The organism is Apibacter sp. HY039, assembly GCF_004023655.1.
GTDB classification, from domain to species: domain Bacteria; phylum Bacteroidota; class Bacteroidia; order Flavobacteriales; family Weeksellaceae; genus Apibacter; species Apibacter raozihei.
Map to the genome: position 1 here is coordinate 278340 of NZ_SAYM01000003.1, position 20095 is coordinate 298434.

The window sequence follows — 20095 nt, forward strand, 5'->3', positions numbered from 1 at the left end:
AATGATTTTTAATTAATCTTTTATTTTTTTACTAACACCAATTCATCTTTACCATTTAGGTCCTGTTTCATGATTTGGAAATTAAGTACATTATCCTTAAATGTTTTCTTTAAATTTTTGCAAAAACCTCGTACCACTAAAGAGTCAACCTGAAAATGTAATTCCTCATTTTCAGTTATCTTATACTTACCATAAGTAGACGGAAAACAATCATTGCCACAAGGTGCAGTATAATAACTCTCATAAGTTAAATCATCATTTAATTTCAATCTGTTGCCATATACATAGAATTCAGAATCTTGCTTGTATAATTTATATTCATTGAGATTTTCATATCCGATGACCGCATTGGTTGACCACTCTCCCACTAAGTTATGAGATTGGGCAGATACAGATTTACTTAAAGTTAAAAGTGCGGTTATTAATAAAAATTTTATTTTCATGTTGAACTGGTTTTCACTATAGATGCTAAAAGAATTAAAAATCCATAATTATTTAAAAAATAATTCTTACTGATTACAGTCTGATAGCTTCAAATAATTGGGACGGATTTACAATTTCATCCTGAGCAGCTACTAATTGTAACTCATATTCTCCTAATTTGTGAGTTTCAAGCATTACAGAGTATACGGCAGAAGTCGTATGCTCTAAAGCCTGTTTTTTCGTTTTACCTAACAACAAATGAGTCAATAATAATCCGGAAGTTAAATCTCCTACTCCTACGGGTTGACGTACACCAAAATCTACCAAAGGACGTGAAATATGCCAGTTTTCTTCTTTTGAAACCAATAACATCTCAAACATGTCGGATCTATATCCGGCTCTGCTTAAATGTTTTACCAAAACCATCTGTACTCCCTTGTCAATTAATATACGGGCCGCTTTAATAGTATCATCAACAGAATTTATTTCCTGATCGGTTAATATTTCCAGCTCAAGTAAATTGGGTGCCATAATGTCACTTACCTGTATGGCCTGGTTTTTAAAAAAGTCAGACACTCCCGGAGCTACAATACAACCTTTTTCTGGATGCCCCATAACTGGATCACAAAAATACAAAGCATTAGGATTCTTAGACTTAACCATTTTTACAATTTCTAAAATAGAGTTACCTTGTTCGGGTGACCCAATATAACCGTTAAGAACAGCATCACATTTTTTAAGCTGATTAATACTATCAATTCCTTTAACAATATCTAAAAGATGATTGGCAGTCATAACCTCTCCGGTCCACTGACCATATTGCGTGTGATTAGAAAACTGTACTGTATTTAAAGACCAGACCCCCACTCCACATCTCTGCATTGGAAATTCGGCCGCACTGTTCCCTGCATGTCCGTAAACAACATGAGATTGAATTGATAAGATATTTTTCATTGACTCTATGGTAAATTTATTAATAAACAAATTTACAAACTTTTACAACCATTTTAACAATTAAAAGAAAGGCTGTAAGTAAATATCCATAATATATAATAAAAAATTAAATTCATGTTAAAAATCGTTAAAGCGCAAAAATCATTAATTTTTTGGTATTACTTTTGAAAGTGAATAAGCATTATAACAAGTTAATATAATTTGTACTATGAAAAAAAATAGATTTGAAATTAAACGAATTGCTTCTTACATTATAATTGGTGTAACCAGTGCTCTGGTATCAGTAGGCGCTATCTCATTCGCCATGAATAAAAATACCAAACTAGGCGATTTCGAATTATTTAAACAAGATAAAAAACAAGAGGCTTATTTTACCTCTGCATCTTCTAATTTATCTAATTATAACCCACCGGATCTTACTCTTGCAGCTGAGAAAACAATTAATGCAGTGGTTAGTGTAAAAAGCTATGCTGCGTATACGCAACCTCAAAGAAAACAAATGATAGATCCTTTCGATTTCTTCTTCGGAGATCCTTTTAACAGCTCTCCACGTCAAAAACAACAGCAGGATCCTAAAGACACCCCAAGCGGTCTGGGTTCCGGAGTTATTATTTCTTCTGACGGGTACATAGTTACCAATAATCACGTTATTGACGGTTCTGATAAGATTGAAATAACTCTGAATAATCAAAAAACATATACAGCTACTCTGGTAGGAACTGATCCTAACTCAGACATAGCTTTGTTAAAAATTGATGAAAAAGGACTAAGCTTTTTGAACTTTTACAATTCTGATAATGTAAAAGTAGGTGAATGGGTACTTGCCGTTGGTAATCCTTTTGGCTTAACATCAACAGTAACCGCAGGAATCATTTCGGCAAAAGGAAGAAGCCTGGATCTGTTACGATCTAACTCAAGAGCTCCTATTGAATCATTTATTCAAACCGATGCCGCAGTTAATCCCGGAAACAGTGGAGGTGCTCTGGTTAATACCAATGGAGATTTGATAGGAATAAACACTGCAATTTCTTCACATTCCGGAACCGGAACCTTTGAAGGATACAGTTTTGCAGTACCTTCCAACATTGCTAAAAAAGTGGTTGAAGATATCCGTAAATACGGTATCGTACAACGAGGATATTTAGGAATCGGAGCTCTGGATTTAAGTGATGCCAGCGCCGTAAAACAATATAATACTCAAAATAAAGCTTCATTAAAGCCACAACAAGGAGTATTGGTAACTGAGGTTCAGGAAGACGGAGGAGCTAAAGATGCAGGAATTAAAAAAGGAGATATCATCACCCAGATTGAGGGTAATAATATCAAAAATTTCCCTACCCTTTCTGGTATTATCGGTGAGAAAAGACCCGGAGACGAAGTAAAAGTGACTGTTTTAAGAGACGGATCTTCTAAAACATTTACTGTTAAAATTAAAGATGCTAAAGGTGGAACATCAGTTAAAACCAAAGCAGATTTAAGTGTAGCTGAAAAACTGGGTGCCGAGTTTCAGGAACTTACTGAACAGCAAAAAGTAAACTATGGTTTAGAAAGCGGAATTGGTATTGTTAGTGTTGACAACAACGGAAAACTAAAAGCTGCGGGAATAGGTGAAGGATTCATTCTGATTGAGGTGAACGATAAACCCGTGAATAGTGAAAAAGATATTGAAAAAATACTAAAGAACTATAAAGGTACGGTTTCCGTAAGATACGTAGATCCGTATGGAAGAATTTACCGTAGAGGTTTTAAAATGGAATAATAAGTAGTTTATCATATAGCTAAATAAGTTTAAATAAAAATGCAACTGTTTATTTACAGTTGCATTTTTTTATTCCATAGACTATATAAAACACAAATTATATTTTGGATTATTTTAATCACTTTTTGCAATTTCAATGGTAAGTAATCATAGTTATATTAGGGTTTATTAAACACTTTCTATATTCCGTGTCAAAGAAAAGACCAAATACCAAAAGTTACTGTTTTATAAGTATTAATTTTTTACTAAAATTATTCCTGTTATTATAAATACAAAACTTTACCATCTTAATGATAATAAATTAGTTAGGGATTTAAAGAAATAAAACTTTGTTTAGCTATGCAACATTTTCCAAAGTTCATCTTTTAATTCCACAAGATGGGCTCCGGTCACCGCTGAAATAAATATCAGTTTAAAATCTTCTGGAAAGGTTTTTCTTATTTCCTCTTCCAGTTCCTCATCTATCAAATCTGATTTAGAGATGGCTACTAACTTACTTTTATCAATAAGTTCCGGATTATATTCTTCCAGCTCTTTAAATAAAATCTGGTATTCTTTATAATAATCCTCAGCATCCGCAGGTATTAAAAATAACAATACAGAGTTTCGTTCAATATGTCGTAAAAAACGATGTCCTAACCCCTTTCCTTCGGCAGCACCTTCAATAATTCCCGGAATATCTGCTACAACAAAGGACTGATAATTTCTGTATTGAACTATTCCTAAATTGGGCACTAAGGTTGTAAATGCATAATCGGCTATTTTAGGCTTAGCAGAAGTAATAGCAGACAATAAAGTGGATTTTCCGGCATTTGGAAAACCTACCAATCCTACATCTCCCAATAGTTTCAGCTCAAGCAAAATAGAAGCCTCTTCTCCGGGAAGACCCGGCTGTGCATATCTGGGGGTCTGATTAGTCGGTGATTTAAAATGTGAATTACCTAAACCACCTTTTCCTCCTTTTAATATAATTATTTCCTGCTTATCCTCCGTAATTTCGCAGATAACCTCTCCATTTTCATCCTTAGCTACTGTGCCTACGGGTACTTCAATGTATATATCAGTTCCGTTTGCACCTGTCAGTTCCTGTTTTCCTCCCGGTTTACCATCATTTGCTTTTATATGTCTTGAATATTTTAGAGCTAAAAGTGTCCATAGCTGGGCATTTCCTCTTAGTATAATATGACCACCTCTACCTCCATCACCTCCATCGGGTCCCCCTTTAGGTATATATTTAGCTCTGTGTAAATGAGCGGATCCTGCACCTCCATGTCCGCTTTTACAATATATTTTCACATAATCAACAAAATTTGACTGCATAACTACTTTTTCTTTTTATAAAAAAAGGATTACTATTTGCAATAATAATCCTTTTCGCTTTATTTTTTTATTATTATATCCATTTAACCAGCACATCTGATAATACGGCTGTTATTTCTTCCCTGTTTCCTTCTCCTTCAATATCAACAAACTTTTCCTGATCTATGTAGTATTGAGAAACAACGGCTGTTTTATCGTAATATTCTTTGATCCTGTTTCTGATGATGTTTTCGTCAGCATCATCGGATCGGCCGCTGTCAATACTTCTTTTCTTAATTCTATGCACTAGAGTTTCATCTTCCACATTTAAAGCAATCGTTACTTTAACAGTGGTTTGGAAAAGCTCTTCAAGTAAAGAATCTAATGCTTGTGCCTGACTGGTAGTTCGGGGATATCCGTCTAGGATAAATCCTTTTTGCTCAGAATTTCTTTTAAGTTCATCCTTAAGCATTTCTGTAGTTAGTTCATCCGGCACCAAACTTCCTTTATCCATGTATGATTTTGCCTCTATACCCAGCGGAGTATTGTTTTTCATGTTGTATCTAAACAAATCTCCGGTGGAAACATGTTTTAACTGAAATTTTTCGGCTAAAATCTCTGCCTGGGTACCCTTTCCGCTTCCCGGGGGGCCAAATAACACGATTATGTTCATTTTATATTGGGTTTGGTTACTCTTCTTTTAGCTGATACAGATCTTTGTAATTTCGTCCTAAACCATCATAATCCAAACCGTATCCAACCACAAATTTATTAGGTATATTCATCCCTATAAGGTCTATATTTAAATCTTTTTTATAAACTTCGGGTTTGAAAAATAAGGTAGCAATTTTAATGCTCTTCACAGGTTTCATTTCCAACAGGCTGTATAAATATTCCAATGTATTCCCCGTATCTATAATATCTTCTAAAATGATAACATGTCTGTTGGTTATATCAATAGTTACATCCGTTACTAACTTGATTTTTCCTGAGCTTTCTGTACCCTGATAGGAGGCCAGTTGTAAAAAACCTATCTCACAATCACCTTCATATTGTTTTAGAAAATCACTGAAAAACATAATTACTCCATTTAAAACACCTAAAAAAACAGGTACTTCATCTTTATATTCTTCATACAGGGTATTCGTCATTCGTTTAATTGCATGCTCAATTTCCTGAGAGGTAACAAAAGGAGTAAATGTCTTATCCTGAATTTTAATTTCTTTCATATAAATTTAAATACAGCGCAAATATAATGATATTGAATTAATTTGAAAGTCCGTTTTAAGTGAAAATTCTTTTTTATACAGATGTTTTACTGAATTGTTACTTTTCTGAAAATTTACTGGGCGGAACAATTAATACCGGAACTTCCGATTTTTTTATAACATCTTTGGATACGCTTCCCAAAATGGCTTCCATGATAACACCTCTGCCATGTGAGCCCATAACAATCAAATCTGCATTTCTTTGTGTGGTTTCACTGAGTATCACTTCGGCCGGTGTTCCTTGCTTTATTATGATTTCAACTTCTACTCCTTCACCTTTTAATTTCTTTTCATAAGTAACCAACTGCTGTGTCTCATCTTTCATTCCAGCTTCTTCCAGCTCCGGTAAATACTGAAATCCGATATCTCCGATTACAAAGCCCAAATCCAAACTGGCAACATGCAATAAATATATTTTGCTTTGAGTGGCTTTAGCATAATAAACTGCTTCTTCCAAAATATGATCCGTAGATTCGGAAAAATCTACAGGTACTATCATTGATTTCATAATCCTAGGTTTTAATTATCTTTCTTTAAAGATAAATATATTTTTTTAATTTTATTATAAAAATCCTTATATAATAAATTTTACTACTTTTGCAGACTAAGATTTATAATAAGAAAATGCAATTATTCACACAAATAGCTCAATTACTACTATGTCTTTCTATATTAGTAGTTCTTCATGAAGCAGGACATTTTTTTGCTGCTAAATTTTTTAAGACAAAAGTTGAAAAGTTTTATTTATTTTTCGATCCCTGGTTTTCCTTATTTAAGAAAAAAATCGGAGATACGGAATACGGAATAGGCTGGCTTCCTTTAGGTGGTTATGTAAAGATAGCCGGAATGATTGATGAAAGTATGGATACGGAACAAATGAAAAAAGACCCGCAACCCTGGGAATTTCGTTCCAAACCCGCCTGGCAGCGTTTAATAATTATGCTTGCCGGTATTATTGTCAATATTATTCTAGCTATCGTCATATATGCCTGCTTGCTAATGACTACCGGTGAAAAAACCATTGATGCTCAAAAACTGACTAACGGATATTCATTTTCCGAAGCGGGTAAAAAGTTAGGATTTAAGGATGGGGATAATATTTTAAAAGTGGATGGTAAAACCATAGCTTCATTTAATTCTTTACCTATAAATATTTTATTTGGTGATCATGTTACCGTTCAGAGAGATGGAAAGATTATTAATTTCAATCTTTTGCCCGAAGAAAAAAAACATGTTTTAACAAGTGAAGGCCGAGGATTCATTTCACCAAGGATCATTACCCGTGTAGATTCTGTACTTTCAAATGGTACAGCCTATAAAGTTTTGCAAAAAGGTGATGTAATCACAGGAATTAATAATACCCCTACTCCGTATTTTGATCAGTTTAAAACAGAATTAACCAAACATAAAAAGGATACTATTAAGCTAGATATCATTCGTAACCATCAGGCTTTAGTAAAAAGTATTTATGTACCCGATAGTGTAGTCTTAGGATTTTCAACGGATGTAGTGGCTTCATTAAAAAATGCGACCACTTATAAAAAATACGATTTTCTAGATGCCTTCAAAAGAGCTCCGGTTTTGTCATGGGAAATGTTAGTAATGCAGATTAAACAGTTTAAGTTAATTATAAATCCTAAAACTGAAGCATACAAACAGGTTAGCGGTCCTTTACGATTATATAAAGCATTCTCCCCTGAATGGAACTGGGAACAATTCTGGAGTTTTACTGCTATGTTTTCTATTTGGCTGGCTTTTCTGAATATTCTGCCTATTCCCGGATTAGACGGAGGACACGCCTTGTTTACTATAGTTGAAATGATTACAGGACGTAAATTAAGCGATAAAGCTATGGAAAAGGTTCAAATGGTTGGAATATTTATTATATTGGGACTGATGATCTTGGTTTTCGGAAATGATATCTGGAACATTGTTCAAAGCATAATTAATAAATAAATTACAAATAAAATTTTGTAATTAAAAAAAAACTAATATATTTGCACACGCAAAATCCTCCTTAGCTCAGTTGGTTAGAGCATCTGACTGTTAATCAGAGGGTCGCTGGTTCGAGCCCAGCAGGAGGAGCAAAAATTATAAAAAGGTTATAGATTCTTACATCTGTAACCTTTTTTATTTACTAAAATTTGCCTTTTTTCTGTAAGTTGTAATTATCATCTGTTTATTTATTCACTAAATCCGTGAATCATTTTTTATCCTAATAAAAAGTAATATAACTACTACTCACTATATCTAAATACGTATTTAATCTGTATATTTCCATATAAATCCTCTACAGGTTTTACTATTTCCTAAAACTGCATCACTTACACTGCAATGAGATGCATTAACAAGTTTAGCTGCCACAGTGATACTTGGATATTTAGCCAGAAAATTACCGGACAAATCATATTGATTGACTGCTCTTATTTTTTGTTTAGGAGGCGTAATTTTTTTAGGTTGTTTTCCTTCCAGCCATATAAATCCTTTGGCATGATTCGTATTAGATTTGATGGCTTTACGTATTCCTGATTCTGATAAACCTGTCTTTTGAGCAGCTTCTTTTATACTTGAAAAAATTTTTAATCGATTGCCTTGTAAATCAAACTGACTAATTACTTTAAAGGTATTAAAAACTAAATCTGCAGTTTCTATTTTTTGAGGAGCAGATCCTTCTTTCCATATAAATCCTCCTGCTGTATGACCTTTTCCTTGAAGACATGAGCGGATACTCCCTCTGTTTATTTTAGTAAGCTTTTCAGCTTCTTGTATATTTTTGTATCCGGCCACATATTTTCCTTTTTTGGTATAACAACTTAGAGGTCTCTTAGCTATAGTGAGTTGGACAGAAGGAACGTCTGAGGGATCATTTCCATTTTTCCAGATAAATCCTCCGGCATGTAAACGTTCTCCTAAAACAGCTTTCCCAATGGATGTAGAATTTATCCCTGTTAATTTAAAGGCTTCTTCCCTGCTGATATAGGTTTTTATGTATTTCCCTTCCAGGGTATATTGAGATACAGGCTTGAGCGCACTCATGCGAAATCTATCTTTAGATTGCTGGGAAAAATTGTAATAAGATACTTTTTTGAGCCCCGACGCTATAAGTTTTTTTGTTAGTTCGGAAGGGGTAATTATGTAAAGATTCTCTGCCATATTATTTAAGGGATCATTATCCTTATGCATTACATACAGATGTTTCTTTTTTATATCCGGCAATCGCTTAATAAAAATTGAATAGACCATTCGGGATGTCATAAAAGTTCTTTTTTGATAATCCTGGCTGACTTCAAACTGTAAACATCTTACCTTTCCTTTTGTGTATTGTTTCTTTTGACTTAAAATAAGATCAGTGCTTCTATATTTAATACCTTGTAATGAATAAAGTTTTCTGGCCAGAGATTTAACTCTTCCTTTATTAGAAATCATATAAGAGCCCTCATAACCCGGAATTTCTTTCCAGATTTCCCCTTGCATATCTTTTAAAGAATGGTTTTCGTACGGATATAGACCTTTTATATTCATATTTGTAAGATAAATTACCTTCTATTGAAACTGTAAAACTAGTATATTTTCAGATAAAAAACTATCAATCATAGTATTTGTTCAATGTAAAGTATTTTTATATTCTAACAAAATTTATGGATTTTCTTTCAACCATTTTTGCCATCTTTCGGCAGTTTCGGCATAGGTACAAATTATAATTTTACCATTTTCTACATAATAATCCAAATGATGTACCGGCAATATTTTTTGAATTATTCCAACCAGTGACATTTCTAAACTAATATCATCTCCTCTTTGAATATTATTGGTTTCAATGACTTGTTTTACCCCTTTGGATAATTCTATTTTTCCATGAGATTCTTTGACATATAATTCCATCTCTTCTTTTAACTTTGAAAATTTAAACGTAATTTTTTGAGTAGATAGAATAGCGCTTACATCTCCTCCTACCGGAGCATTGGGTAGGTCCAGATTATTCAGCACAACCACAGCGTTTTCTACTATGGTTGGTGTAGTACTTTGGGTTAAAACTATAATCTCAGCAATCAGTTTACTGTCATTTATAGATTTTATAACTTTTGCATCTTCCTTACGCTCATCTCCAAATTCTGCCATAAAAGAAATTGCCTGAGATATTAAATTAGGAATCCTATAGTTTTCTGACTTATCTCCCATTGCATTAAGAACTCCTATAAGATGCATATCTATGACTCTTTCCTCTGCAACCGGATCAAAATCTATTAAATCTGGTTGTGGTTCAGGTTTCTGTCTGTTTAATAATTTTTTTAGTTCGTTTATAGTTAATTTTTTGTTTTCTGATAAATTTAACTGATTTATTGATTCTATTCGTGTAAAAAGACTTACCTCGACATTCACTATTTTTTTGTATAATTCGGAATTATTCATAGTCATATTTTTATAATTAGTTACATTTTGACCTATGCATGAGGCAAGGTTGAATATTATTGCTGTTACGATTAATATTTTTTTCATTTTCAGCTTTTTATTAAGGACCTGTATATGTTGCAGGATGTGTTACTATTGAACTTGTTGTAGTTGCATTCCATATTTGAAGGATTCTCGATTCCCAAAAAACATTTTTTAAGGTTAATGGTTCTGGCGGAGGAATGATTCCTTTAATATTACCTCCTGTCAAATTTATTACAGTAAGTACATCAGGAACATCTAAATTAAGGTGAACCCTCGTTTCAAAATCAATATGTGTATAAGCCCAGGGCATTGTAGCACTTGCTGTATCTGAAGAAGGCTTATCTTTTAAGGTTGCTGTTTTACCTCCATTTGAAATGCTATATACCCCATCAGCATATCTGGGATTTAATCCGATTCTATCCAATGTCCAGTCTGGATAATGGCTTATATGTCTTTGATTATAATCTCGTACAGTAGGCCTTGTCATTCGTTTAGCGACATCCCATCGCTCTCTTCCTCCTTTTTTCCATTGAACAAAGGTATACATTTCTGTTGTGTTCGGTTCTTTGACCGTAAAATCAGCAGAAAAATCTTTAATTTGTATCCCAGAGGAATTCGTTGCATATAAATTAACATCTATTTCCAAACTAACTAAATTATTAGAAATCTCCACCGATTTTACTAAACTTTCTTGTTTTACTGAGGAAGCCGCTTGAAATGATAAAACCTTAAAATAAATTTTCATGCTGGTAAAATCGCTTAAAGGCTGTCTTGCCAAATCTCTCCACCAGTCTAAGGGCATGGTATAGGATGCTTTTCCGGAGGCATCCAGTTTTAATGCAGTATCTCCGTTAGTATAGCTGCTAAACGTTTTTACAGGCACCCGGTCTTTCGGTAAATTGTTTTTATCCCAGCTACCGGCTATACCAACCGTATTTTTCAATAATTTTTTGTCTATTTTGACCACCTGTATATCTATAAATTCTCCCGGAGTTCCCTCCGAAATATCAAATTCCAGATTGGGATAAAGGGCGTTGAAAAGAGTTCCGTCTTTTTTTAAAACCACGGTATATTCATTTTGTCGGGCTTTAATCTGTATTTTCTTCTTAGGAGCCGGAACCGGAGCTGCTTCCGGATTTATTTCCGGTTCGTTAACCTGTCCGCTGTCGGTTATTTTCACCTCTACTCCTCCATAAAGGCAGGGAATAGTGCTTTTTAGCAGTAATGGCGGGCGCTCCTGAACTTTCATCATTCCGGTGTTTTTCCAATCTCCTAAAGTCATTGCTGCTTTACAGGGCAGGGAACAATTCGGACTTTTTTTACAGTTTCCCGTAAAAATAAGACTGAAGGAACTTTTTTCTTCAATGGTTGCCGTTTTCTTTTCCTGTGTGGACGGTGTATCAAAATTCACCTTAAGAATTCCTTTCGGAGCCGTGCATAAGGAACATTCCAGTTCGGCTCCGTCAATAACCAGTAAATCCTCTAACGCTGCCTGCCTCTCTTCTTTTCTTTTTTTTCGTTCGGGCTCCAGATATTTACTGTTTTCTTCCTCCAAAAGTAGTATTTCGCCGTTTTTTTTATCTTCCGGCGTGGCGGTTCTGCCCATGGTAGGAAGTTCTTCAAATTCTTTTTCCTTTAGGTCTCTTTCCTTTGCTTTTTCCAGCATTCGGGAATAGTTGCTTCTTTTATTCAGCCAACCCATAGTACGGTGTATTTTGTGTGATTATATTGATGAGTTATTTTCAGGGATGCTTCCTGTAAAATTCCTGAATTATATATAAAACTGCCCAGGTATAAAGAGCCGGAATCTGTTTGTGCCGGTTTTCCTTTTACGGTAAAAGTAGTTTCTTCGTTGGCAGAATGGGATATACACTTCCAGTTTTCCGAAAAGATATCCTCTGAATATGGAAATACAATTTTCCGCATAACGCTTTCATCAGGTGTAAGACTCCCCAGATGACTCCCGTTAAAGAACATGCCGTACATAGTATAACTGAGTATATACTCCGATATTTTTTGCTCGTCTTCCAGCACCTGGCTCAAAAAGTCAAAATAATTTTGTACGGAAGCTCCTCGGTTGAAGGTTTCCAGCTGTTCCCGTTCCTGATGCCAGCGTTCTTTGATTTTTTTTAAGTTTTTAATGGAAACTATTTTTCCCTCACCGGTGAGACAGATTCTGAGATCATCAAAAATATAGGCTGTTTCCTTAAGCAGATTAAAAGCGGGAGCTGTTGTACCTTGTATAAATTCCGTCTGAAAACCAAGAAGATGGAAATGATGCAAACCGTTAGCCTTTCCGGTATACATAATCCCCGTGTTCCTTATCCATATTTTCTCCCTAGATTTTGCGAAACCTTCCCGCAAAGTATGGCAGGTTCGGAAACGGTAGCGGTAAAGTTTCCGGGGCTGCATTTGTATGTTATCCAAGTGTTCCGTCTGCATTATAAAACTGTCTTTTTCTGTTTGTATTTGGTTCATAGCCCAATTTACCCCAATACGATGACCAATGCAGGTATTCGTTCCTTAGTTTTTTTAGCTTTCTATCCCAGTCCTGCACACAAATAGTATCCAGATCCGTTTCTCTCTCGGGGGGAGATTCCGATCCGGTATTTCCGGTTAGAGCCTGAGGATTGAGCGAACTCCTTTCTTTTCTTAGTACCCAGTCTTCATTTTCCTCCAGGGTATATATCTGCAACCGCTCTTTGATGGTTTGAAGAAATTCATTGCCATCTAAGGAATATTTATCAATTTCTCCGGGTATATAGGCATTTCCAATATAAATTTGGGATTCGTCCCTCATAAAATGGAGAAAAATATAACTGTATTCTTTTCTTAGGTTTCGTTCCCCTATAATTTTCATATAAGGACGTTTTGCATATCCATATTTCCCCAATTTCAATTGAGACTCGGTATACCATCCGGTTCGAATGAGCTGGTGGTAGTAGGCTTCTATTTTCTTATACCTCAGTGGACCTCCTTCTTCAATCAGTCTTTTTTCACTTCCTGTATCGATATAGTTGGTATAACTGCCTCCAATATCGCTGTGCACGCCCGGAAAATTCCTCTCTATGCGTTTTTCACCGGGTTTTATCCGGGTAAGGGGGAAATAGGTACGGTGCTCGTCCATGGAAGTGAGATGTACAATTTTCTGCGGATTGCCCAGTTCATCCAAATGCAGTTTTTTAATTTTTTCTCTAAAACTGGGAAATATGAGGCTGTCGGGGTCATAGGACGCTACCGTATCGTAAATTCCTAAAAAACGCACCCGTACCTGTACGGCTTCCACCAGTTCCCGATCTATTCCTGCTTTAAGCAAGGCCAGGCCTAAGTTGCCCATGGCAGGCAGTTTTTGGTTTTTTAGCCATTGTTCGTCTACACGGGTACCCTCATGATCTTTATAATATGCAGCCTGGATGCCCGTGCGACCTGCACGGCTGGGTTGGATTTGTGCTGCATATTCCCTTTTTTGCAGGTTATAAGCACAATACCGGGCCGCAGCTGCCCCCCGGCTAAAACCAAAAATATCCAAAGTGAGAAGGATTGAATTAAGCTGAGGATTGTTTTTTTTATATTTTTGAATAGCATCGTCAACTCTCTTAACCAGTTCTTCACAGCCTTTGGTAACCTTTTCCGGAATGCCGGTGTCGCCGCTTCCGTAGGCATAACCCCGGGTGGAATCCCCCTCCCAGACCTCGGTGCCAATGCCTTCCACATAAATGGTATAATCTCTTTTACAGCTCATGGATTTGCGGGCCACATTGGAAAAATCGTTCAGGTAGCTGTTGTTTTCAATATCTACCCGTTTCCCAAACAACCAGTATTTCTTTTTCTGGGCCATGGTGGTGTAGATTTCTTTTTCTTCTTTTGAAGGTGAGCCGTATCCGTCCACCCCTCGTACCTTTTTCCATATTTTGGTATTTTCCCGGTTGTTCAGCGTGCCGTCAAAAAACAGCCCGTAGGTTAGGGAAAGGTTGCCGGGCGTGTCCTCCGGTTTTCCGGAATTATAGACTAATACTTTTCCCATATCAGAATATTTTTACTTGGCTTTGGTATAAGCCTGTTTTTTTTTCTTTCGTTTCCAGCCATACGGAGGCATCCGTTTGATCCTGGCTGATTCGTATCGTTAGCCACAATTCTTCCCCGGGACTCAACTGACTGCCCACTTCCTCAAAGGCCTGAAATATTTCTTCTTCATTAAATTTTACGTATCCTCCACAATTTTCTTTGTTTACTTCTTTCCACCGAAAACTTATTTGTTTAGGAACCGGCCGGGGGATGGGAGTATTCCATTTGAGCTGCTGCGGAATGCGGAACTGATTAATCTGAACATCTCCAAAGAGAATTTCTTCTTCTCCATTATAAAAATCTAAGGTCATTTCATCCAAAATCGCTTCTTCAGGTAGAACAAAATTTACCTTCCAGGGATAAGGTTTACGATAGCTGTCCCACAGTCCGAAAGGAATGGGTTTCCCCTGATGGGCCTGCTGCACTTCCGGGGGTACTATTCCCGGGTTTTTCATTACCGATTCCTGATATTCTGGCCTAAGCATACTATATACCGGTTCTTCTTTTAATTTATCAATAACCTCTTGCGGAATAGTGTTTTTTTTTGCCTGGTATCTTCCTATTTCTATCTGCCTTCCTACACCCCCTACCCAGATAACGACCACTCCTCCGGGGGCAAAACCTACATTAATAGTTCGGTATGATTCTTTAAAAGGTTCCGGTCTTTGCTTGTTCATGGAAGGAGTGTAATAGCCCCGGGAGAAAAGCCGGTAGATTTTTTCCCGATCAATGGCTGTATCTACTTCGTAAAAGGTTTTTTCGGCATAGGAAATCCAAATCACATGCAGGCGGTCTGGAAGGGGTTTGAGCCCATTGCTCATGCTTCGCCCTTCACTTCCCCATTCTCCATTGTCTACAATACCAGAAAATAAGCTGGTAAATCTGCCATCGTTGGATTCCAGCCCTCCTCTAAACACATCTACCGGATAGCCTGACGGACAGGAAATCGTTTCTTTCCATTGAAATTTTTCATTCATCTGTTGTTTGTTTTGGTCCTGACAGGAAACTGCTACGACCGAATTAAGTATCAGTAGCACAAGCAGGTATTTTTTTATCTTTACAGGATTCATTTTTTTATCTAATTTAAAACTTTATTTTTTAGCGGTAACAGTTTTTGTTTATCTCAAAATATTTTTACCTCGCTTTGGTGTAAGCCTGTTTTTTTTCCGTTGGCCTCCAGCCATACGGAGGCATCCGTTTGATCCTGGCTGATTCGTATCGTTAGCCGCAATTCTTCCCCGGGACTCAATTGACTGCCCTGTTCCTCAAAGGCCTGAAATATTTCTTCTTCCTCAAAGGTTACTGCTCCGCTTTTTAAAACCTTGTTTTTATCTATCCAGCTAAAGGTTATTTGTTTAGGAACCGGCCGGAGGGTGGGAGTATTCCATTTGAGCTCCTGCGGGATGCGGAACTGATCAATCTGATCATCTCCAAAGAGAATTTCCATTTCCCCATTATACAAAAACAGTGTCATGTCATCCAAAACCGCTTCTTCAGGAAGAACAAAATTAACCTTCCAGGGATAAGGTTTACGATAGCTATCCCACAGTCCGAAAGGAATGGGTTTCCCCTGATGGGCCTGCTGCACTTCCGGGGGTACTATTCCCGGGTTTTTCATTACCGATTCCTGATATTCTGGCCTAAGCATACTATATACCGGTTCTTCTTTTAATTTATCAATAACCTCTTGCGGAATAGTGTTTTTTTTTGCCTGGTATCTTCCTATTTCTATCTGCCTTCCTACACCCCCTACCCAGATAACGACCACTCCTCCGGGGGCAAAACCTACATTAATAGTTCGGTATGATTCTTTAAAAGGTTCCGGTCTTTGCTTGTTCATGGAAGGAGTGTAATAGCCCCGGGAGAAAAGCCGGTAGATTTTTTCCCGATCAATGGCTGTATCTACTTCGTAAAAGGTTTTTTCGGCATAGGAAATCCAAATCACATGCAGGCGGTCTGGAAGGGGTTTGAGCCCATTGCTCATGCTTCGCCCTTCACTTCCCCATTCTCCATTGTCTACAATACCAGAAAATAAGCTGGTAAATCTGCCATCGTTGGATTCCAGCCCTCCTCTAAACACATCTACCGGATAGCCTGACGGACAGGAAATCGTTTCTTTCCATTGAAATTTTTCATTCATCTGTTGTTTGTTTTGGTCCTGACAGGAAACTGCTACGACCGAATTAAGTATCAGTAGCACAAGCAGGTATTTTTTTATCTTTACAGGATTCATTTTCAGCTAAAAGGTTAGGTTCACCCTTTATTGATTTTAGCATCAATGGCTCCTACAATGGTTGAAATTCCTGCACTTTGAACCCAAAAATCGCCTCCTATAATTTTATAGGTCGAAGTTGAGGTAGTTTCTGATAAATTTCCGTTTACGGTTACCTGTTTATTTTCATACACCCTCTGATTATACGAAAAAGAAGTATGAGTATGAGCCTGAGCTACCTCTAGCTCATTATCATTTCCTACCCGGGTGCTCAGGTTATTGCCTACATTGATCGTAAAATCATTTCCTACAGTAAAATCCATATTTTTAGGTGCATTCACAGAAATGTTGCCTTCCCCGTCCATAAACATTTTATTTCCACTCGGATCCTCCATGAGTATAGAACCTTGTCCTTCGGCATCGTTGAAAACAATCTTGGTTCCACTCCTCGTTTGTAATACTTTAATGTCATTTCCTTCGGTGTAATAAGCAGCTATCTCTCCTCCATTATAGGCAGTTCCCAAAACTATCGGCGCTTCCGCATTTCCTCCCTGAAAAGCACATACCACAGTTTCGCCAATCTCCGGATTAAAATAGGTTCCCTTATCGGTTCCGCTGTGGGGCTGTATGATCTGTATCCACGGAGTTTGCTGATTGTTCGGTTTTTGCCAGATAAATTGCACACGGACTCTTCCCATTCGTAAAGGATCTTTGTTATCGGTCACGGTAGCATGTTGTATCTGGGCTTTAGGTGTATCCTGCTCATTATAATACGTGGGAACCGTTAAATCTTTTGGAACTCCTACAAAGGTATTGGTATAGCCTTCTCCATCCGAAAATTCGTGAACGATTTCTGTGATACGGTAAGATTCTATAGGAATTTTGCCTGTTTTAAAAGTTGTATTGCCCGGCATGTAGGCATTCATTTTAGCAATATCTCCGATTCTTACTTCAGGATTATTGGTGGTTGCTTCTATAAAAACCAGGTTTTGCTGCTTCTTTCTTTGTCTGAGCACAGACTCTTCTATATCCACCTGATTTTTATGCAGCAGACTCTGATCATAATGTGCAGTAGGAATTGCTGTAAATAAAGTTTCACTGGAGTTAACCGCTGACTGCTGAAAAGGATTTTCTGATTGCTGCACTGCCTGACTTTCTGAATGTATGGTATAATCGGAAGCTTGTTTAGGGTCGTAAGCTGTGTAAGAAAATTTTTGGGGTCCGGTTTCCATTTTCAGTTCAAAATCGTAGATATCTTCTCCTTCGGTAAGTTCTACTATGCGGCTACCCCAAGCTGAAAAGCTGAATATTTCTCCAGTATAAAATAAATACTCCCCATATCTTTGAGCTAAATTTTTAAGAAACTGGAGGTCTGTCTGATTATATTGGGCTATATATTTTAATTTATCTTTAAAATTCGGATTAACATCAAAAGAGACTAAATTCTGCGGATAGTCTTGAGTTACTTCTTTTATAATCTCTTCAAAGGTTTTATCTTCGAAACTGCGACAGTGAAGCCCGTTGTCCATAAGGTAAGCAGGGGATTTTCCTTTAATGATAATTTTTTTTACCCCGTCTTTCTTTTGGCTGGAGACAGAAGTAATAACACCTGTCCAAACAGATGCTGCCTTCCCCCATTGGCGAAAGGTAAAGCTAATGCGGCTGCCCAGATACTGCCTAGAATTCTGTAATATATAAGAATCAGACTCTCCAAACTCATCCGGATCAGCCGTCAGAATGAATTCGTGATCCGCATTGAGTTTCTGGGTTAATTTTAATTGTATGCAGGTATTTGAAAAAAACGGGGTTCCATTGATTTGTACTCCTACATTAACAATATGAGAGTCTCCGTACAGGTTTTCTTTATTTCCACCGTATCGGGCTATACTTCCGCTACGCTTGTTAAGTTCTTCTATTTCTTGTTGACTGAATAATTTGAAGGATTTGTCTTCATCGGATGAGAATGGTTTCATAAGCTATATAACTAATTATTAAAATTAAAAATATTACAAAAAATAAATATAAGGTAAATTTATCAATTATTTTAATATAATAATTATTTTTTAATAATATAATGAATTATAGTAATAATATCAGGTTTTAACCTTACTGAAATCTTATTCATGATATTTTTTATATTTATTAAAAAATAACCATTTATATCTTTCTGTTTTTAATCGGCTAACCATGACTGGGACAGAAAAAATAAAGCTATTTTAATGGTTATCACAGCACGAATGTTTATATCATGAAGCTATCAAAATATGTATATCTTTAATAGTACAATTTTTTTGATTTTATCCCTGATATTTCAATGCTTTTAAATTATTTAACACCAAGTGATATTGTTCACTTTCTATGATTTAATGACCGCAGAGGGATTTCTTTCAATGCTCTGGATGTATACAAAAAGGGAGATTTACCCTATCTGGGACTCAAGGAAGGAGCCGAAATACTTTTTAAAGGTGAAACGATTGAAACTCTTATCGGTTATATTAAAAAAGCCAATCGGAAGGAAGATGTGCTGGAATTAGAAAAATTATCTAACTCCGATAAGGTAAATACAATTGTCTCTGAAAATTAAAATGTTTTTAAACTTAATATTTTTATAGTTAATTAAAAAACCGCTCAATATTAAACGGTTTTTAATTGTAAAATATAGTTTAAGGTTTTTCCCCAGAATAAAAAATCACCCAAGTTCCATAAGGATTATCATCATAATTTAAAGGATTTAATTTATAACTCATATCTAAAATCCCATCTCCATCATAATCTGCTGGTGTGGGTATATGTCTGGAAGTTATTGTTCTCAAGCCAAATCTAGAGTTATAATGAGAAGAAACTATATTCCAGCCACCTCCAGGTACAATACAAGACAAATCTAATATTCCATCTCCATCATAGTCTCCAGGCAAAAAATATTTTGAATATTGATTTGCATAATTTCCTCTAAATTGTTGATCCCATTTTCCAAAACCATTTGCCGCATAATCAACATACCAAATTCCAGTATCTTTATTTACTACACTTAAATCAGTTTTACCATCTCCATCGTAGTCAGCAGGTACTGGAATCGAATTTTCACCTCCATAGGCACCTTTTTTAGATTGCCAATCCCATTTTCCAAAACCATTTGCTGCATAATCAATATACCAGGTACCGCTTTCATCCTTTATACTCAAATCGGCTTTACCATCTCCATCATAGTCAGCAGGTAATGGAATTAAATTGCTACTTCCATATGCACCTTTTTTAGATTGCCAAAACCATTTGCAGCATAATCAATATACCAAGTACCGTCATCACACTTTACACTTAAATCAGCTTTACCATCTCCATCATAATCAGCAGGTACTGGAATTGCTTCCTCTCCTCCATAATTTCCATAAGATTCTACCCATTTCCAAAGATTATTTTCCTTCTTAGAAATTGTACTATTGCTAATGTCACTTAATATGTCCATATCATTCTGAGAACATGACATAAGAAATGAAAGTAATAAAAAAGTAGTAATTTTTTTCATATAGTTTAATTTTTATTCAATAACAAATATAATATTTTTATGTCTCTTTTTATTATCCAAGTTCACTTTCCATTTTTGTACTATGAAGAATCTGATAGTTAAATTTAACCAGGACTTGAGTCAGCAAAAGATGAAAGCTTCTTACTTGGATGAAAGCG

The 20095-nt window shown here is 36.1% G+C and carries 18 protein-coding genes and 1 tRNA gene; 3 read left to right on the forward strand and 16 right to left on the reverse strand.

Features of this window, described 5'->3' with window-relative positions:
• Positions 1 to 20: 20 nt before the first annotated feature.
• Positions 21 to 368 (reverse strand): hypothetical protein, encoded by a 348-nt coding sequence (locus tag EQ921_RS08595; protein WP_128331345.1) that lies wholly within the window; start codon positions 366 to 368, stop codon positions 21 to 23.
• Positions 369 to 516: 148 nt separating this feature from the next.
• The gene (pdxY, locus tag EQ921_RS08600; protein WP_128331346.1) at positions 517 to 1377 is read right to left on the reverse strand and encodes a pyridoxal kinase PdxY; all 861 of its coding nucleotides are present in this window, start codon (positions 1375 to 1377) and stop codon (positions 517 to 519) included.
• Positions 1378 to 1585: 208 nt separating this feature from the next.
• Between pdxY and EQ921_RS08605 the strand changes: the two genes are divergently transcribed.
• A complete protein-coding gene (locus EQ921_RS08605; protein WP_128152630.1) occupies positions 1586 to 3136 on the forward strand; it encodes a Do family serine endopeptidase in 1551 nt (516 codons plus the stop codon).
• Between the two features lie 333 nt (positions 3137 to 3469).
• Here EQ921_RS08605 and obgE read toward each other — a convergent pair whose 3' ends face one another.
• From obgE to EQ921_RS08625, 4 genes are all read right to left on the reverse strand, one after another.
• Entirely contained in the window at positions 3470 to 4456 is a 987-nt protein-coding gene (gene obgE, locus EQ921_RS08610; RefSeq protein ID WP_128152629.1) for a GTPase ObgE, read from the reverse strand.
• Positions 4457 to 4529: 73 nt separating this feature from the next.
• Positions 4530 to 5108, reverse strand: a complete 579-nt coding sequence (locus tag EQ921_RS08615; protein ID WP_128331347.1) for an adenylate kinase — start codon at positions 5106 to 5108, stop codon at positions 4530 to 4532.
• A gap of 16 nt (positions 5109 to 5124) precedes the next feature.
• The gene (gene hpt, locus EQ921_RS08620) at positions 5125 to 5664 is read right to left on the reverse strand and encodes a hypoxanthine phosphoribosyltransferase (protein ID WP_128152627.1); all 540 of its coding nucleotides are present in this window, start codon (positions 5662 to 5664) and stop codon (positions 5125 to 5127) included.
• Between the two features lie 97 nt (positions 5665 to 5761).
• On the reverse strand, positions 5762 to 6211 hold the full coding sequence (locus EQ921_RS08625) for a universal stress protein (RefSeq protein WP_128152626.1): 450 nt from the start codon (positions 6209 to 6211) through the stop codon (positions 5762 to 5764).
• Between the two features lie 116 nt (positions 6212 to 6327).
• Between EQ921_RS08625 and rseP the strand changes: the two genes are divergently transcribed.
• Positions 6328 to 7659 (forward strand): RIP metalloprotease RseP, encoded by a 1332-nt coding sequence (rseP, locus tag EQ921_RS08630; RefSeq protein WP_128152625.1) that lies wholly within the window; start codon positions 6328 to 6330, stop codon positions 7657 to 7659.
• 55 nt (positions 7660 to 7714) lie between these two features.
• Positions 7715 to 7788: transfer RNA gene (locus tag EQ921_RS08635), tRNA-Asn, on the forward strand.
• 177 nt (positions 7789 to 7965) lie between these two features.
• On the opposite strand, the gene EQ921_RS08640 is transcribed toward EQ921_RS08635, so the two are convergent.
• The 10 genes from EQ921_RS08640 to EQ921_RS08685 form a co-directional block, all read right to left on the reverse strand.
• Positions 7966 to 9225, reverse strand: a complete 1260-nt coding sequence (locus EQ921_RS08640; RefSeq protein WP_128331348.1) for an NUMOD1 domain-containing DNA-binding protein — start codon at positions 9223 to 9225, stop codon at positions 7966 to 7968.
• A gap of 114 nt (positions 9226 to 9339) precedes the next feature.
• Positions 9340 to 10200: a hypothetical protein gene (locus EQ921_RS08645; RefSeq protein WP_128331349.1), complete on the reverse strand. Its 861-nt coding sequence runs from the start codon at positions 10198 to 10200 to the stop codon at positions 9340 to 9342.
• Between the two features lie 13 nt (positions 10201 to 10213).
• A complete protein-coding gene (locus EQ921_RS08650) occupies positions 10214 to 11839 on the reverse strand; it encodes a DUF4280 domain-containing protein (protein WP_128331350.1) in 1626 nt (541 codons plus the stop codon).
• On the reverse strand, positions 11827 to 12579 hold the full coding sequence (locus EQ921_RS08655) for a hypothetical protein (RefSeq protein ID WP_164875610.1): 753 nt from the start codon (positions 12577 to 12579) through the stop codon (positions 11827 to 11829). Before EQ921_RS08655 ends, EQ921_RS08650 begins: the two co-directional genes overlap by 13 nt.
• Entirely contained in the window at positions 12557 to 14161 is a 1605-nt protein-coding gene (locus EQ921_RS08660) for a DUF2235 domain-containing protein (RefSeq protein WP_128331352.1), read from the reverse strand. The genes EQ921_RS08655 and EQ921_RS08660 overlap by 23 nt, the downstream gene beginning before the upstream one ends.
• Before the next feature lies 1 nt (position 14162).
• Positions 14163 to 15272, reverse strand: a complete 1110-nt coding sequence (locus EQ921_RS08665; RefSeq protein WP_128331353.1) for a DUF2931 family protein — start codon at positions 15270 to 15272, stop codon at positions 14163 to 14165.
• Between the two features lie 53 nt (positions 15273 to 15325).
• Complete coding sequence (locus tag EQ921_RS08670) at positions 15326 to 16402, reverse strand: DUF2931 family protein (protein ID WP_164875611.1); 1077 nt, start codon at positions 16400 to 16402, stop codon at positions 15326 to 15328.
• A 53-nt stretch (positions 16403 to 16455) separates the two neighbouring features.
• Entirely contained in the window at positions 16456 to 18387 is a 1932-nt protein-coding gene (locus EQ921_RS08675) for a type VI secretion system Vgr family protein (RefSeq protein ID WP_128331355.1), read from the reverse strand.
• 690 nt (positions 18388 to 19077) lie between these two features.
• Positions 19078 to 19638 carry a VCBS repeat-containing protein gene (locus EQ921_RS08680; RefSeq protein WP_128331356.1) on the reverse strand — a complete coding sequence of 187 codons (561 nt, stop codon included), beginning with the start codon at positions 19636 to 19638 and terminating at the stop codon, positions 19078 to 19080.
• Positions 19638 to 19877: a hypothetical protein gene (locus EQ921_RS08685; RefSeq protein WP_128331357.1), complete on the reverse strand. Its 240-nt coding sequence runs from the start codon at positions 19875 to 19877 to the stop codon at positions 19638 to 19640. The genes EQ921_RS08680 and EQ921_RS08685 overlap by 1 nt, the downstream gene beginning before the upstream one ends.
• Positions 19878 to 20095: the final 218 nt, after the last annotated feature.

What these genes read in the sequence shown, in the direction of transcription:
- hpt (WP_128152627.1), bottom strand. Translation starts at nt 5,664, where the DNA reads ATGAAAGAAATTAAAATTCAGGATAAGACATTTACTCCTTTTGTTACC.
- pdxY (WP_128331346.1), bottom strand. Translation starts at nt 1,377, where the DNA reads ATGAAAAATATCTTATCAATTCAATCTCATGTTGTTTACGGACATGCA.
- rseP (WP_128152625.1), top strand. Translation starts at nt 6,328, where the DNA reads ATGCAATTATTCACACAAATAGCTCAATTACTACTATGTCTTTCTATA.
- EQ921_RS08650 (WP_128331350.1), bottom strand. Translation starts at nt 11,839, where the DNA reads ATGGGTTGGCTGAATAAAAGAAGCAACTATTCCCGAATGCTGGAAAAA.
- obgE (WP_128152629.1), bottom strand. Translation starts at nt 4,456, where the DNA reads ATGCAGTCAAATTTTGTTGATTATGTGAAAATATATTGTAAAAGCGGA.
- EQ921_RS08655 (WP_164875610.1), bottom strand. Translation starts at nt 12,579, where the DNA reads ATGCAGACGGAACACTTGGATAACATACAAATGCAGCCCCGGAAACTT.
- EQ921_RS08675 (WP_128331355.1), bottom strand. Translation starts at nt 18,387, where the DNA reads ATGAAACCATTCTCATCCGATGAAGACAAATCCTTCAAATTATTCAGT.
- EQ921_RS08645 (WP_128331349.1), bottom strand. Translation starts at nt 10,200, where the DNA reads ATGAAAAAAATATTAATCGTAACAGCAATAATATTCAACCTTGCCTCA.
- EQ921_RS08625 (WP_128152626.1), bottom strand. Translation starts at nt 6,211, where the DNA reads ATGAAATCAATGATAGTACCTGTAGATTTTTCCGAATCTACGGATCAT.
- EQ921_RS08665 (WP_128331353.1), bottom strand. Translation starts at nt 15,272, where the DNA reads ATGAATCCTGTAAAGATAAAAAAATACCTGCTTGTGCTACTGATACTT.
- EQ921_RS08660 (WP_128331352.1), bottom strand. Translation starts at nt 14,161, where the DNA reads ATGGGAAAAGTATTAGTCTATAATTCCGGAAAACCGGAGGACACGCCC.
- EQ921_RS08640 (WP_128331348.1), bottom strand. Translation starts at nt 9,225, where the DNA reads ATGAATATAAAAGGTCTATATCCGTACGAAAACCATTCTTTAAAAGAT.
- EQ921_RS08615 (WP_128331347.1), bottom strand. Translation starts at nt 5,108, where the DNA reads ATGAACATAATCGTGTTATTTGGCCCCCCGGGAAGCGGAAAGGGTACC.
- EQ921_RS08685 (WP_128331357.1), bottom strand. Translation starts at nt 19,877, where the DNA reads ATGGACATATTAAGTGACATTAGCAATAGTACAATTTCTAAGAAGGAA.
- EQ921_RS08605 (WP_128152630.1), top strand. Translation starts at nt 1,586, where the DNA reads ATGAAAAAAAATAGATTTGAAATTAAACGAATTGCTTCTTACATTATA.